Annotated in this window: 10 protein-coding genes; 4 read left to right on the forward strand and 6 right to left on the reverse strand. The window is 31.9% G+C overall.

The features are described 5' to 3' along the window. Window positions 1-51 precede the first annotated feature (51 nt). Window positions 52-939, reverse strand: coding sequence for a hypothetical protein (locus WBG07_RS01705; protein ID WP_340198751.1), 888 nt, complete (start codon window positions 937-939; stop codon window positions 52-54). A gap of 117 nt (window positions 940-1,056) precedes the next feature. On the opposite strand from WBG07_RS01705, the gene WBG07_RS01710 reads away from it, so the two are divergent. Together WBG07_RS01710 and WBG07_RS19440 are read left to right on the forward strand one after the other, a co-directional pair. After that, the gene (locus WBG07_RS01710) at window positions 1,057-2,082 is read left to right on the forward strand and encodes a formimidoylglutamase (protein WP_340198752.1); all 1,026 of its coding nucleotides are present in this window, start codon (window positions 1,057-1,059) and stop codon (window positions 2,080-2,082) included. Between the two features lie 167 nt (window positions 2,083-2,249). Beyond that, entirely contained in the window at window positions 2,250-2,444 is a 195-nt protein-coding gene (locus WBG07_RS19440; protein WP_413788809.1) for a MarR family transcriptional regulator, read from the forward strand. Between the two features lie 331 nt (window positions 2,445-2,775). On the opposite strand, the gene WBG07_RS01715 is transcribed toward WBG07_RS19440, so the two are convergent. Beyond that, complete coding sequence (locus WBG07_RS01715) at window positions 2,776-5,019, reverse strand: ATP-binding protein (RefSeq protein ID WP_340198753.1); 2,244 nt, start codon at window positions 5,017-5,019, stop codon at window positions 2,776-2,778. Window positions 5,020-5,189: 170 nt separating this feature from the next. Beyond that, window positions 5,190-7,430: a response regulator gene (locus WBG07_RS01720; protein ID WP_340198754.1), complete on the reverse strand. Its 2,241-nt coding sequence runs from the start codon at window positions 7,428-7,430 to the stop codon at window positions 5,190-5,192. Between the two features lie 129 nt (window positions 7,431-7,559). On the opposite strand from WBG07_RS01720, the gene WBG07_RS01725 reads away from it, so the two are divergent. Next, the gene (locus WBG07_RS01725; RefSeq protein ID WP_340198755.1) at window positions 7,560-8,297 is read left to right on the forward strand and encodes an MBL fold metallo-hydrolase; all 738 of its coding nucleotides are present in this window, start codon (window positions 7,560-7,562) and stop codon (window positions 8,295-8,297) included. A 52-nt stretch (window positions 8,298-8,349) separates the two neighbouring features. Here the strand turns inward: WBG07_RS01725 and ettA are convergent, their stop codons facing one another. Both ettA and WBG07_RS01735 read right to left on the reverse strand, forming a co-directional pair. Then, window positions 8,350-10,044 (reverse strand): energy-dependent translational throttle protein EttA, encoded by a 1,695-nt coding sequence (gene ettA, locus WBG07_RS01730; protein ID WP_340198756.1) that lies wholly within the window; start codon window positions 10,042-10,044, stop codon window positions 8,350-8,352. Window positions 10,045-10,075: 31 nt separating this feature from the next. Continuing rightward, the gene (locus WBG07_RS01735; protein WP_340198757.1) at window positions 10,076-10,252 is read right to left on the reverse strand and encodes a CAL67264 family membrane protein; all 177 of its coding nucleotides are present in this window, start codon (window positions 10,250-10,252) and stop codon (window positions 10,076-10,078) included. Window positions 10,253-10,362: 110 nt separating this feature from the next. Here WBG07_RS01735 and WBG07_RS01740 point away from each other — a divergent pair, with 110 nt between their 5' ends. Next, window positions 10,363-11,991, forward strand: a complete 1,629-nt coding sequence (locus WBG07_RS01740) for an acyl-CoA carboxylase subunit beta (RefSeq protein ID WP_340198758.1) — start codon at window positions 10,363-10,365, stop codon at window positions 11,989-11,991. Here the strand turns inward: WBG07_RS01740 and WBG07_RS01745 are convergent. Next, a complete protein-coding gene (locus WBG07_RS01745; RefSeq protein WP_340198759.1) occupies window positions 11,978-15,040 on the reverse strand; it encodes a patatin-like phospholipase family protein in 3,063 nt (1,020 codons plus the stop codon). The genes WBG07_RS01740 and WBG07_RS01745 overlap by 14 nt on opposite strands. Between the last annotated feature and the right edge of the window lie 5 nt (window positions 15,041-15,045).

Genomic DNA, 15,045 nt, shown 5'->3' on the forward strand with positions numbered 1-15,045 from the left:
AAACGCTCCTTAATGGGAGCGTTTTTCATCAATATGATTCTTAATTTAATCTTATTTTAGTACAAATTTGGAGTTACTTAACTCATTGAGTCCGGAGTCATATACTACCACCTCATAATTACCTTTAGCAAAATCATCTCCCGGCTTATTAACATAATCACATACATCTAATGGGGTGTTCTCGAAAAAGAAGTTAGAAACCTTACTATAAACCACAGAAGTACCATCTTCTAGTGAAGCTGTTGAATTTTCCCCTACAATATTACCCGCAGGATCTTTTACCTGAATATAGAATTGACGATCTCCGGCATTTGCAATTTTGTTTCCTGCAACCGTGTAACATATTTTTATTTTATCTGCTCTGTTCGCTCTTGTGGTAGAAACCAATTTACCACTAGAACGCTCTTTTACCGCATCTATTGAGAATTTTGCTAGATTAAGTGCAGATCCTAGTTCAACTACTTTCGCAAGACTTGTATTTTGCTCTACAAGTGAGTCTGCTACAAACGTTTGTGTTTGTAACGCAACAATAGTACTATCTCGCTGCATTGCAATCAAAGTATTTGATTTGCGTAGAGAATCATTTTGTGCCAAAAGAAATTTTCTTTCATTTTCCAATAGTCTAACTTGCTTTCTGTATCTGTAAAGTGCAGAAATATCTGCTTTCATAGTTTTAACAGAGTCAATGTATTGATTTATTCTTGATCTAGCTTCTACTAATTCTTGATTAGTACTTTCACTTTCTTCAATTGCTCTGTCGTAATCGGATTTTAGATTATTTAAATCTTCAATAACAAGATTCCTATCATCAATAAGCCGCGCAGTAGTCTCTTTTTTATCTTTATAGAGGCTTGCTGTGTAAAATAAAGTACCTATTAATACTACACCTAGCAATACTGCAACTACTTTTAATCCATTGTTGTTTTTAGATTCGGTCATAATAATAAAATTTAGTTTAACGCTTCAAATTTATGCGCCTAATGTATATACGTATGAAATTAGTTTTTTAGATTTACGTATCTCTATTTTTTTTCAAATCTACAATTTTTAAAATACATGCATCAAAAGCTTAAAACCTATAAATTAGAAGAAATTCAGCATATAATTGATCACCGAAAGCCAGATGTTAAAATGGGTGAGAAAATTAGTTATATACATGATACTTCCAACCTAGAAGCACAACTTTTAGCTTCTAAATCAAAATTTGTTCTTATGGGGGTTCCAGAAGATATAGGCATTTTTGGTAATTATGGTAAACCAGGAGCAAGATTTGCATGGGATGCTACTTTGAAATCATTACTCAATATACAAAGTAATTCATACACCAAAACGGGAAAACTACTTCTGTTAGGTTATCTTGATTATACTAAAGAGTTACAAGATTTTGATAAATCATTCCATAAAAATCAAGAATTTATTGAAAAAGCAAGGAGTCTGACTGTGGAGATTGATAAAGAAGTTACCTATTATATAAGACTTATTGTTGCCTCAGGAAAAAAACCTATTATTATTGGTGGAGGACATAATAATTGCTACGGCATTCTTAAAGGTTGTGCATTAGCACTTAATAAACCTATTAATGCTGTTAACATTGATGCACATACAGATTTACGTCCTTTAGAGGGTAGACATAGCGGTAATGGGTTTTCTTATGCATATAATGAAGGGTTTTTAGGGAATTATTTTGCCTTTGGGGTTCATGAAGATTTTCTTTCTAAAGAAATGCTAAAAAAAATGGCTGATCAAAAATCAAGAATTCAATTTAATACCTATGAAGAACTTGAAATAAAAAAATCAAAAGGAATGGCTTTTCAAATCAACAAAGTAAAAGACTTTATTACCAGTAGCCCTTTTGGGATTGAAGTAGACTGTGACTCCATTATAAATATTCCTAGTAGTGCCATGACACCGACCGGGTTTGATGTAAATCAGGTTCGTAATCTTGTGTATACATTCGGTAAGCAAAAAAATGCGTTATATCTGCACATATGTGAAGCGGCTCCTAATCCCGAAAATAAAAGAGAACTTGAACAGAGTGGAAAACTTATCTCCTATTTGATCCTAGATTATTTAAGAAAGTAAAAATTTGTTCTGGAACTAAAAATCTATTTGAGTTTTTAAAAAAACACTTCTATAAATTCGTTATGGTAATATTGAATTCCCTTAACGAGCTGGATCTTGATTCTAGATTAACAAGATGAAGCGATAAGTTTATAAGAGAAGTGCAATGGTTGTATGACCAAACATTTATGAATTTTGACCCTCACCTTTTTATACTACTCCAAATTATTGCGTATAAACCTAAAATAACCAATAACTTTATTTATACTAAAATAAATATTACACAGCCCACAGCAAAACACACAATTAAAAAATTAAACAACAAAGGTTATTTAGCTATCAGCAAAAACCAAAGTAATAACAAAAACATACTATTGAATTAAGCAGTAAAAATGAAGAACTATAGACGAACCTTACTCCTATTAGAATCGCAATAGATCAAGTAATAAAGTCTATCATCCATTTTTCAAACCATTCTTTTCTGGAAAATAGGAGTCGTGTTGAAAAAGAGCTAACCAATTCAACCCTTCACAAGACTATTTACAACAATATTACTTCAATAAATTAAACTAAACAGTAATTATTTCTTTTAACCCTTCACTTTCAGATTATTTGAAGAGCCTCTAAATGGGAGTGACTTAAAAACTATTTTGTAGTAGAACCTTATCACCAGAACCAATGAATAAGTGTAAAGAATAAATTATCAAGTGCATATTAGGCAATAGCTTCATTCTTGTTTATATTTCTTAGAATGATCTTATAAAACTCACTTTTGTCAAAGGGCTTATTAATGATATCGTTAATCTCTGCTCTTTCTATATCTTCTTTTACATCTTCTATTTCAACCGCAGTGAGTGCCACAATGGGCGTTTCTTGGTCAAACTCTCTAATTTTAATAGAGGCATCTATTCCACTCATGAGAGGCATGTTGAGATCCATTAAAATTAAATCGTACTTATTTCTTTTCACATATTCAATAGCAGTCAACCCATTATCTACAACCTCGCATTCAAAGTTTTCTCTTAGAAGAATGTTCTTTGTGACAATTTGATTAATCTTATTATCTTCTACGATTAACACTTTATATCCTTTACCAAAAATACTTCCACTTACTGCATTTTTTTCAAGAATTTTTTCCTTTGCCAAATGCCCCGCACTTTCGGAGGCAATCTCAAAATTTAAATTGAAATTAAATGCAGCTCCTTCTCCTTCAGAACTGGTTAATTTTATTTCCCCATCCATTAAATCAATGAGTTTCTTAACAATAGATAATCCTAAGCCAGTTCCTTGATATTCATTATTCTCTCGATCTAATTGTGAAAAGTTTTCGAAAATTTCTTCATGTTTTTCTTTTGGAATTCCTGGTCCATCATCTTTTACAATAAAATTTACAGATGCCTTGTTTTCTTCTATTGTAATAAGCTTGAGAAATATCCAGATATTTCCATAAGAAGTAAATTTGACAGCATTACCTATTAAGTTTATTAAAATTTGTGAGAGCGGAACATCGTCCCCTTTAAGAACATTAGGAATTTTTTTATCTATATAAACATGAATTTTATTATTCTTTTTATCAAGCTGAAATTTAAACGAGTTAATAACATCCTCAACCAGATCCCTTATATTAAAGGGAGTTTTTTCAAAAGAAACCTTATTAGATTCTATTTTGCTAAGATTAAGAATATCATTAATTAAATTTAATAAATAGTCTCCTGAAAATTTTAATGATTTCAGGTATTGATTCTCTTGAGAGGAAAGATTGTTTTCTTCTAATAAAAGAGATGTTAATCCAACTACTCCGTACAAAGGAGTTCTTAATTCATGACTTACTGTAGAAATAAATTGTGATTTAAGTCTTGATAACTTTTCTGCTTCTTCTTTGGCTGCCTTTAAATGTTCATTTCGGGTTTTCAGCATATCTGTAAGCCTATTCTGTGATTGTTGGTGTTTATTCAATAAAAACCATAAGATAATTGAAAAAGCTATTAAAAGAAAAGCATAAATGAACCAATGAAAATAAGTGCTAAAAAAGCTTTCAGAAGCTAATTGTTGATTTACTTTTTGTAGGTTTTGAGAACCCAATTTTAAAGAATCCGAAGAAAGTCTTCCTAATTCATTAGAAGCAATAACTCTATCTAGAAGTAAATTGTCTTTTATTTTTTTTACGAGTTGATTCTTAAATTCTTGCCCCTTCTTCTGAGCTATAATAGATTTGTCTGTTTCTCCTATTCTACTATATATCTCAGATTTAGCCAAATAAGCATCTGCAACCTCATCTATCATATTTGATTGCTTTCCATAGGCAACTGCCTTGTCGTAATAATTAAGTGCTAAAGAATATTGTTTTTTTATTTTGTAGTAATTACCTAAAAGAAAATTAACGTAAAACTTTTGCTGATCGCTTTCAAATTGCTTCACATACGTTTTTGCTTGGTCTAATTCTTTAAAAGCTTTGTCTAATTCTCCTGATTCTAAATAATTCCAGGCTAGGTTAATAGTTGGGGTTAGTATTTCTGATGTGTCCTTATGCTTTACCGCAATTTGCCGTGCTTTTAAATAGTAATTATTCCCTTTAACAAAGTCTTTGTGATAAACTACAGAGATGTTCCCTAAATTATTTTGAGCTCTTCCAATGAGAGTATCGTTTCCTATGAGTCGAGCATAATCTACGGCTTTCTCATAATTTTGCTGTGCATCCTTGTAATGTGATAATTCTTCATAGTTAATACCCAGTAAATTATGGGCTAAACTGAGATGGTAAGAATCATTTGCTCTTTGAGATAAGCGAATAACTTTTTGAGCCATTAACACCGATTCTGTTAGGGCATACGAGTTTTGAAGTTTTTCTGCTTGCGCAAAAAACTTCAAAATACTATCCTTTTCGGACGTATATGTATTTTGTGGAAATACATTAAAACTAACCGATAAGATCAGAAGTGTAACTAAATACCTTTTCAACTTTATGAACTATAACCGTGTTAATTTTAAGCATTAAAATGGACTAAAAAAAATAAATCGATAATTAGACGATAAAGTGATTAATTTCTTGGAAGTAAGGTTAACTATGGATAGAAAGGCAAAAAATTAAAGCTAAATTCTATCATTTATAAAATCAAAATTATACTACTTTATGGGTTCGTTTTAGTATAACTTTCTTCGGTTTTTTTTATATTTTTTAAGATTACCATATAAAATTCTTGATTATCATAAGGCTTGTTGATAATATCTGTTAACCCTGATTCAAAGACTTTGGCTTTTATTTCTTCTATAGCGACCGCAGTTAATGCAATAATGGGTATTTTTTTATTAAACTCTCTTATCTTTTTTGTTGCATCAAATCCATTCATTCGAGGCATATTAAGATCCATAAGAACTAAATCAAAATTATTATTTCGAACCGCTTCAATTGCATCCAAACCATTATCTACAATACTTGTTTCAAAATTTTGCTTACTAAGTATATTTTGAGTTACTATCTGATTAATCTTATTATCCTCTACAATTAAAATTTTATTATTTGATCTAGAAGATTGTTCTACCATTTTTTTGATTTTTGGAACATCTGCTGAGTTTCCTCTTTTGAATGCAATCGCAAAGCTAAACTTAGAACCTTTACCTCGTTCACTCACTAACTCTATCTCCGCTCCAAACAAATTCACCAATTTCTTTACAATTGAAAGCCCCAATCCAGTTCCTTGAAAATCAATATGATCTCTATCTACTTGTGAAAAATTCTCAAAAATCTCTTTTTGTTTTTCTTTTGGAATCCCTATTCCATTATCTTCAACTTCAAAGCGTATTATCAATTTTTCCTTTGCTGATGGTTCTGAAGCATTGATAGCTCTAAACCATATATCTCCTTTTGGCGTAAATTTTATAGAATTTCCTATTAGATTAATTAAAATTTGAGAGAGGCGTACCATATCACCCTTAAGCGTTTCTGGAATACTCTCATCAATAATCACATGAATTTTGATCTTGGTTTGTTCTAATTGATATTCAAAGGAATTAACAATGTTGTTGAAAAGCGTATTAATGCTAAAATCAGTTTCTTCTAACTTAAGCTTATTAGATTCAATTTTACTTAGTTGAAGTACATCGTTAATTAAGTTTAGTAAATAATCTCCAGAAAATTTTAGGGAGTTTAAATATTGATGTTCTTTTTTGGAGAGGTTAGATTCTTCTAATAATAGCGATGTGAGTCCCACTACCCCATAAAGAGGTGTTCTAAGTTCATGACTTACTGTAGAAATGAATTGTGTTTTTAATTGTGATAGTTTTTCTGCTTCTTGTTTAGCTTTTTCAAGAGTATCATTCTGAGTTTGCAAAATACTACTCAATTTGTTCTTATCCATATAATTCTTATACAGTGCTAAAAGCAAAATGAATAGAATAATCACTACTAAAACAGAGATAAGTGTTATAATTCTAGATCGTTTGGCAATAGTCTCCTGTAATTGCCTTTCCTTTTCTAATTTTTTTACATTTCTCAAATTCTCCTCGTAATGAAATTGTGCTCTGGCAATTTGCATTTGTTTGACGCGTTCTTTTTTTGTTAAAAGTGCTTTATAACCAAGATATTCTTTAAGAGCAGAAAAAGCCTTGCTAATTAATCCTTGATCTTCATAAAGTGCTGTTGCTTCTTTATAAATATCTGCCAACTCCACAACCATTGATTTCTGTTTGGCAATTTCTATAGCTTTCTGAAGATAATTATAAGATTTACTATATTGTTTTTTGCTACGATAATAACGAGCAAGAAGATAATTGGTATGCACTTTTGCACTTGCATCCCCATTTTTTACATCATATGCATATTTATATCCTTCTTCTAAATAAGGTAATGCTTTCTCATACTCTTTATTATCAATATAGGTCCATCCTATGTTGATAACAGGTATTGATATTTCAAATGTATCTTTAATTTTTTTTGCTAGCTTAAGTGCTTTCTCATAATATTCAAGACCAGAATCAATTTTCTTATATCCATCGGAGTATACATTTCCCAAATTATTATAAGACCATGCTTTTAAAGTATCATTTTTTAATTTTAATGCAATATTTAGTGCTTTTTTATAACTGTATTCGGCATCATCAAATTCTGAAATCTTTTCATGATTAATACCTATGGTGTTATATGCATGATAAACTGATTTTTCATCTCCAACTTTTGTCGCCAGTTCTATCGCTTTAGAAGATAATTCAATACAGCTCTGTATATCAAGAGCTAAATCTGCATCATATGCCAAGTCAAGAAGCTTATTTATGCTGTCTTTAGCTTTAGCCATTTCATTTTCAGATAAATCTTGTGCACAGACACCTCCACAATAGGCCAGTATAAATAAAACTATGAAGAGATTCGTTTTCAATGATTTAAAGATTTGGATTTGCAATTTATGTATTTTATTAAAATCCATGCGCCGTGCAAAGGATAAATAAGAGTAAATTTTCGATAAGTGGTAATAATTAATGCCAATTTAACCTATATTTAAACAAAAATGAAAAAAATAAAATACTTTTTATTCTTACTATCTGGATTTATTATGGCTCAAGAAACTAAAAATATTACGGACAATGATTTAGAAATTATCCCTATAAATCATGCGACTTTTATTATTAAAACTACAAATACTACTATTTATGTAGACCCATATGGAAAAATGGAAAGGTTTAAAAACCAGCCACAAGCAGATTTAATTCTTATTACAGATATACATGGAGATCATTTAAGTTTACCTACTTTGGAAAGTATAGATGTTGCCAAAGCAACATTTATTGTTCCCGAAGCCGTAAACGATAAACTTCCAGAAAAATTTAAATTGGTAAGTAAAATTCTCCACAATGGAGATAGTGCATTTTTTAAAGACATAAAAATAGAAGCTATCCCTATGTATAATTTACCCGATGATAGCACAAGCAGGCATCCTAAAGGAAGAGGCAACGGCTATATATTGACCATAAAAAATAAAAGAATTTATATAAGTGGTGATACAGAAGATATCCCAGAAATGAGAGCTTTACAGAATATTAATATTGCTTTTATCTGCATGAATTTACCTTACACAATGGATATCTATCAAGCAGCAGATGCGGTACTAGATTTTAAGCCTACCATTGTTTATCCATACCATTATAGGGGAAAGCCTGATATGAGTGATGTTTCAGAATTTAAAGCATTGGTAAACGCAAAAAACAAAAATATAGAAGTAAAATTGTTAGAGTGGTATCCAAATTAATAAACATAAAAAAGCCTAAACATACTATTAGGTTTAGGCTTTTTTATGTTTATTAATCTCTTATAAGTTTTTTGTATTTAATTCTTTTAGGAGTCACATCTGATCCTAATCTTTTTCTCTTGTTCTCTTCATAATCAGAAAAACTTCCTTCAAAAAAGTAAACCTGTGAATCTCCTTCAAATGCCAAAATATGGGTGCAAATTCTGTCTAAGAACCACCGGTCATGAGAAATCACTACTCCGCAGCCAGCAAAATTTTCTAACCCCTCTTCTAGTGCGCGTAATGTATTTACATCAAGATCATTAGTTGGTTCATCCAGTAAAAGCACATTTCCTTCCTCCTTCAGTGTCATTGCAAGGTGCAATCTATTACGCTCACCTCCAGATAGTGTAGCCACTTTCTTGTTCTGCTCACTTCCTGAAAAATTAAATCTACTTAGATAGGCACGTGAATTTACTTGTCTACCTCCCATCATAATTAGTTCTTGACCATCGCAGAAATTTTCCCAAATTGATTTTTCAGGATCAATATTTTTATGTGTTTGATCCACATAAGCAATTTGGACCGTTTCACCTACTTCAAAAATACCTTTGTCTGGTTTTTCTTCTCCCATGATCATTCTAAAAATAGTGGTTTTTCCAGCGCCATTAGGTCCAATAATACCCACGATACCATTTTGTGGTAAATTGAAATTTAGATCTTCATATAATAATTTGTCACCAAATGCTTTTGAAACACCTTTTGCTTCTATGACATTAGTACCCAATCGAGGTCCGTTAGGAATATATATTTCTAATTTCTCGTCTAATTGCTTCTGATCTTCATTTAGCAATTTGTCATAATTGTTTAAACGAGCTTTTTGCTTTGCCTGTCTTCCCTTGGGTGCCATGCGAACCCATTCAAGTTCTCTTTCTAATGTTTTTCTTCGCTTACTTGCTTGTTTTTCTTGTTGTTCTAATCTTTTGGCTTTTTGATCAAGCCAAGAAGAATAATTTCCTTTCCATGGTATTCCTTCTCCTCTATCCAGTTCCAGAATCCAGCCAGCAACATTATCTAAAAAATAGCGATCATGGGTTACAGCAATTACAGTTCCACTATATTGTTGTAAATGCTGTTCTAGCCATAAAACAGATTCTGCATCTAAATGGTTAGTAGGTTCATCTAAAAGTAATACATCTGGTTGTTTCAATAACAAACGGCATAAAGCAACTCTTCTTCTTTCACCACCAGATAGATTTTTAATAGGAGTCTCTGGTTCAGGAGTACGCAGTGCGTCCATTGCAATTTCAAGTTTAGTATCTAATTCCCAGGCATTAGTCGCATCAATTTTATCTTGTAATTCTGCTTGCCGGTCCATTAGTTTTTGCATTTTATCTGCATCTTCATACACCTCAGGCAAACCAAACATATCATTTATCTTATTATACTCATCTAGAACAGCTACTACCTCAGCAACACCCTCTTTTACTATTTCAATAACTGTCTTATCATCATCTAAAACAGGCTCTTGTTCTAAATACCCAACTGAGTAGCCAGGTGCAAATACCACATCTCCCTGAAAATTCTTTTCTATACCTGCTATAATTTTTAACAGTGTAGATTTTCCAGACCCATTAAGACCTAATATTCCTATTTTCGCGCCATAAAAAAAACTCAGGTATATATCCTTTAAAACTTGTTTATTGGTACTTTGAAAGGTTTTTGAAACCTTATTCATCGAAAAGATGACTTTCTTATCGTCTGACATATTTTTATAATTAAATCTATATTATTGTGAATTAAACCCGTCCTTTGAGCGCATTAAAAACCCATGCAATTGCAAAAAAACCAACTCCTACGGTTCCAAAACCTATTCCAGAAACTTCACTGTATTTAAAAACGCCTAAAGCAATTAAAATAAGACCCATTATAATCATAATTAAAGTTGCATACCCAAGCACGGTGTTTTTATTCATTCCCATAGTTTTTATTTAAGATTTTCATTCAAATATCGCACAATTTAGGGAAATATTAAGGGAAAGTAATTATTTCGATTTCGTAATTTAGCACAAATTTGCAATAGACAATGGATATCAACTTCAATAAAAACGAAGATCATAATAAACTACTTCTTTCAGATTTAAAAAAACGCCTCGCTAAGGTTTATTTAGGAGGTGGAGAAAAAAGATTGGCCAAGCTGCATGCAACTGGTAAAATGTCTGCCAGAGAACGTGTTAATTATTTGCTAGATGCGAAAGCTCCCAGTGTAGAAATTGGAGCTTTTGCAGGAGATAATATGTATCAAGAACATGGGGGATGCCCTTCTGGAGGAGTCGTAATTAAAATAGGATTTATAAGCGGAAAACAATGCGTAGTTGTTGCAAATGATGCTACAGTGAAGGCTGGTGCATGGTTTCCTATAACCGGTAAAAAAAATCTAAGAGCACAGGAAATTGCAATTGAAAATCGCTTACCTATCATATACCTAGTAGATAGTGCGGGGGTTTACCTGCCTATGCAAGATGAAATTTTTCCTGATAAAGAACACTTTGGAAGGATATTTCGTAATAATGCAGTAATGAGTAGTATGGGGATTATTCAAATAGCAGCGGTGATGGGGAGTTGCGTAGCCGGTGGTGCTTACTTACCCATTATGAGTGATGAAGCCTTAATTGTTGATAAAACAGGAAGTATTTTTCTAGCTGGGAGTTATCTGGTTAAAGCTGCTATTGGAGAGACTATTGACAATGAGACTCTTGGAGGAGCAACTACCCATTGTGAAATTAGCGGTGTTACAGATTATAAGGCTAAGGATGATAAAGATGCCCTTGATACCATTAAAAATATCTTGGAAAAAACAGGAGATTTCACCAAAGCAGGATACAATAGAATAAAAACTTCTAAACCTGCGGAGAATCCAGAAGAATTGTTTGGTATTCTTCCAAAGTCTAGAAGTGATCAATACGATATGTATGAGATTATTAAAAGGTTGGTAGATGCCTCTGAATTTGATGAGTACAAAGCAGGATATGGACAGTCTATTATTACAGCTTATGCACGTATTGACGGTTGGGCAGTGGGTATTGTTGCAAATCAAAGAAAGGTGGTGAAAACTAAAAAAGGAGAAATGCAATTTGGTGGAGTCATTTATTCAGATTCTGCAGATAAAGCAACTCGTTTTATAGCAAATTGTAATCAGAAAAAAATACCCTTAGTCTTTCTTCAGGATGTTACCGGATTTATGGTTGGAAGTAAATCAGAACATGGTGGTATTATTAAAGATGGAGCCAAAATGGTAAATGCAGTAAGTAATTCGGTAGTGCCAAAATTTACAGTCATTATTGGTAACAGTTATGGTGCAGGTAATTATGCCATGTGTGGTAAGGCGTATGATCCTAGACTCATATTTGCTTGGCCAAGTGCAGAATTAGCTGTAATGGGTGGTGCACAGGCAGCTAAGGTATTACTGCAAATAGAAACCGCCTCATTAAAAAAGAAAGGAGAAAAAATTACTCCAGAAAAAGAAAAAGAACTATTTGATAAAATCAAATCAAAATATGATGTTCAAACTTCACCCTATTATGCTGCCGCAAGATTATGGACGGATGGAGTTATAAATCCTTTAGATACCAGAAAATGGATTTCAATTGGTATTGAGGCGGCAAATCATGCACCTATAGAAAAACCGTTTAACCTAGGAGTTATTCAGGTCTAACATGACTTTTCAATTTGGCTATTTGCTTCATTACAGCAGGGTGTTTGTTTATCATTGCTTCTTGATACTTAACAGCCACCTCTCCTAATAAGCGAGATAATGGTGGGGTTACTATACCCCAATCATTTAAATTATAATGATGATAACTTTCTAAAGCCTTATCTATTGTTTTATTATGAATCTCTAGATGTTCAATAAGTTTTAGCGGATTTTTAGGTTCACCACCCAAAATCTTTGTGACATACTTATAATCAAGTTTATGAGGCATAAATATCTTTTCTACGCCCTCTTCTCCCTCCCCAATAATGGATTCGGTTACATACCTGGGTAATTTCTCAGTAGAAATCAGGGTACTCAATATAGCTGAAAGTTCTCCAGAGGTGAGTCCGTTTTCTGGATTTAACTCCACCCCCCATTCTTTAATTTTTCTTAGAGCATAATAATCTTTAGAATTTATAATATTTACGAATATTGGGTTTATCAAAACAGAATCTAGCTTCTTTTTTTCTTTAAGGTTTGGCAATATATAATCTCTGAATTCTCCTGCACTTAGCAAACCTGAGTTTTCAAAATATCCACCATCTAAATAATAACCTTTACCTTCAATTTTAGCCGCAGGACTAAGAAATGGAAAACGATTTGAGGTAGATAGCGCTCCGTAATAACTTAGTGACTCCTGTCTTTTTCTATCTTCAAACAATAAAATATCATCTGCAGCGGGTACAACGGTATCTTTTGTGAAAATTGAAAGAGATACACCTTGCTTACCTTTAGTAGAAGTAGCATTAATAATTACCGCAGGAAAATAGTTCTCCTTTCTAAAAAGTTCTGACCATTTTGATCTAAAAGAAATTGTATTAAAGCCACCAAGATCTCCGGTATGTAATGCATGCTGCTTCATTGAATAATAAGATCTACCTCTATCTGAAAACAAATTATCTATAGGAATATACCTTCTGAACAAATCGGCTCCTAATAAATACGCAATTTCTGTGGACAATAAATTGGATTCTCCCACTCTAATATTTGCAATATTGCGTTCTTCAAAGGTTGCGTAATGATCATGGATTCTGAGATAATTGCCTATGCCTAATGCTCCTCCAGATACTCCAGAAAAGCACAAAGTATTTTTAAAAAAATTAGAGTCTCTATTCAATTCATTCAAGACAAGTAGATTCCATAGGTTAGCCTTTAATCCTCCGCCATAAGAAGCGACAAAAAAAGTATTCACCGTATCATTTCTAATTATAGGGTCATACTGCTCAACAAAAGTTTTTATATTTATTAAAGAAGGATCGTTTGTGTTTTTTAAAGGTATTGAAGCATCTTGATTCTCTGGAATTAGTGTTAGCGTATGTAAATCATTACCTACTGAAGTGCTGTAAAATCCCCATCCAACCAAAACTACCATAAGAATAGGAAAAAGGTATTTGAAAATTGGTTGAAAACTTAGAAAAGAGGAGAACGGAGTATTTGTTGTATCTGTTACAACAGTTTTGTTGTAAAACAATAAGTGTTTTAGCAAAATAATAATTACCGAATAATAAAAAATAATATAGAGTAGGATAACATTTAATGGGTTAAAGACAAAACCGTAAAGTGGAATTAAATTGATAAAAAATATAAATAATAAAGATAATAAACCTCCCACTCTCATAAAGCGCAGGTATTTTCTGTTATCACTTAAATAAGCTAAGAATTGTCCTGTTCTAAAAATCAAATCGCTAAAAAAAGGATATGATGCTTTATTAGAATTACTAAAATATTTAAGTACTTTTTCATCAATGAGATGAGGATTAGATGACTGCAGTGCTTCAGAATAAAAAATATAGCGTAAATAGGATCTAGAGAGTCTAAAATAAATGTAACTCAGTGTATTTAAAAATAGTACTGTTAAAATTACAATTATGGTTGTTCTATTCCACTCAAAAATAGCAGAAATAATAGTCGCTAATATTACACTTAATAGTCCAGCGAGTAGTACCTGTGGATACCATTTAAGCAAACGGGTTAATTGTTTAGCACTTTCCCATTTATCACCTTCCTTTTTTCCATCCAATATATCATCATGTCTCTCTTTTCGCTTTTCCATATAGTAGAAAAACATTAATAGTAAAATGGTTATAAAACCGGTTAGTTTGGCAGTGTCATAATCCCATTCAAAATATTTATTTGAAGTAAATAAAACTACGTAAAACATGGACATGTATAGCAAGATACCCAAGCTTCTTCTAAGAAACTTTGTTATGAATGGATCATATTCTTTATCGCCTTGAGGAATAAAATAGATAATCCCAAAACCTAATATCACTCTATTTAGCTTAGACATCACTAGCCTAAGACCATCAGGCGCGAATGGTTTATCCAAAACATTCCAAATCTGCATATAAATAGGGTAATGTGAAATTATCACTACTAAAAAATTCAAAAGAAAGAATGTTAGTAATACTTGATGCCAAGTAGATATTAACTCTACCAAAATGGTTCCACCTTGATCTACCATTGTAATAAGTACGGTAATTACCAAAATGATAAGTATACTCAGGAAAGAAGTTTTTAGAAAAAAATAAATATTTCTGTTCTTATCATGCACATAGCGTTTATACAAATTGTAAAGTAGTACTATGGCTGCAAGGAGATATGCGATCTTTTTAAATGAGACTATCTTTTCAAGATACTTTGAATTGTTTAATAAATAAAGAGTGTTTTCCATTACATCAAAAGCATAAGCAATAATGGAAAAAATGATAAAAAACAGTGCGTTTCTATTGCGAAAGCCTTTGTTTAGTTTGATAATGATTTTATACATACTGATAAGTAACAGTGGTGCCCAGATAAAATCAAGAATAAAAAACGCATTAAATAAGGTTGTTTTGTCTTTATTTTGGATGAGTTGTATACATCTGTCAAAATGAATAAAATTCTCAAATTGAGGATGACTTACAAAATCGTTAATGGCAAATTTAGTGGATATAAACACCATCAATACCGTACTAATTGCAAGTGAGGAATAGAGTATATACGACTTGAAAGATGCCGCTTTTTTCATGGGTA

The organism is Ascidiimonas meishanensis (assembly GCF_037782385.1).
Lineage (GTDB): Bacteria > Bacteroidota > Bacteroidia > Flavobacteriales > Flavobacteriaceae > Ascidiimonas > Ascidiimonas meishanensis.

Bases quoted from the DNA above. Each gene is read 5' to 3' on its own strand.
- WBG07_RS01705 (WP_340198751.1), bottom strand. From the start codon at position 939: ATGACCGAATCTAAAAACAACAATGGATTAAAAGTAGTTGCAGTATTG.
- WBG07_RS01710 (WP_340198752.1), top strand. From the start codon at position 1,057: ATGCATCAAAAGCTTAAAACCTATAAATTAGAAGAAATTCAGCATATA.
- WBG07_RS19440 (WP_413788809.1), top strand. From the start codon at position 2,250: ATGAATTTTGACCCTCACCTTTTTATACTACTCCAAATTATTGCGTAT.
- WBG07_RS01725 (WP_340198755.1), top strand. From the start codon at position 7,560: ATGAAAAAAATAAAATACTTTTTATTCTTACTATCTGGATTTATTATG.
- ettA (WP_340198756.1), bottom strand. From the start codon at position 10,044: ATGTCAGACGATAAGAAAGTCATCTTTTCGATGAATAAGGTTTCAAAA.
- WBG07_RS01735 (WP_340198757.1), bottom strand. From the start codon at position 10,252: ATGAATAAAAACACCGTGCTTGGGTATGCAACTTTAATTATGATTATA.
- WBG07_RS01740 (WP_340198758.1), top strand. From the start codon at position 10,363: ATGGATATCAACTTCAATAAAAACGAAGATCATAATAAACTACTTCTT.
- WBG07_RS01745 (WP_340198759.1), bottom strand. From the start codon at position 15,040: ATGAAAAAAGCGGCATCTTTCAAGTCGTATATACTCTATTCCTCACTT.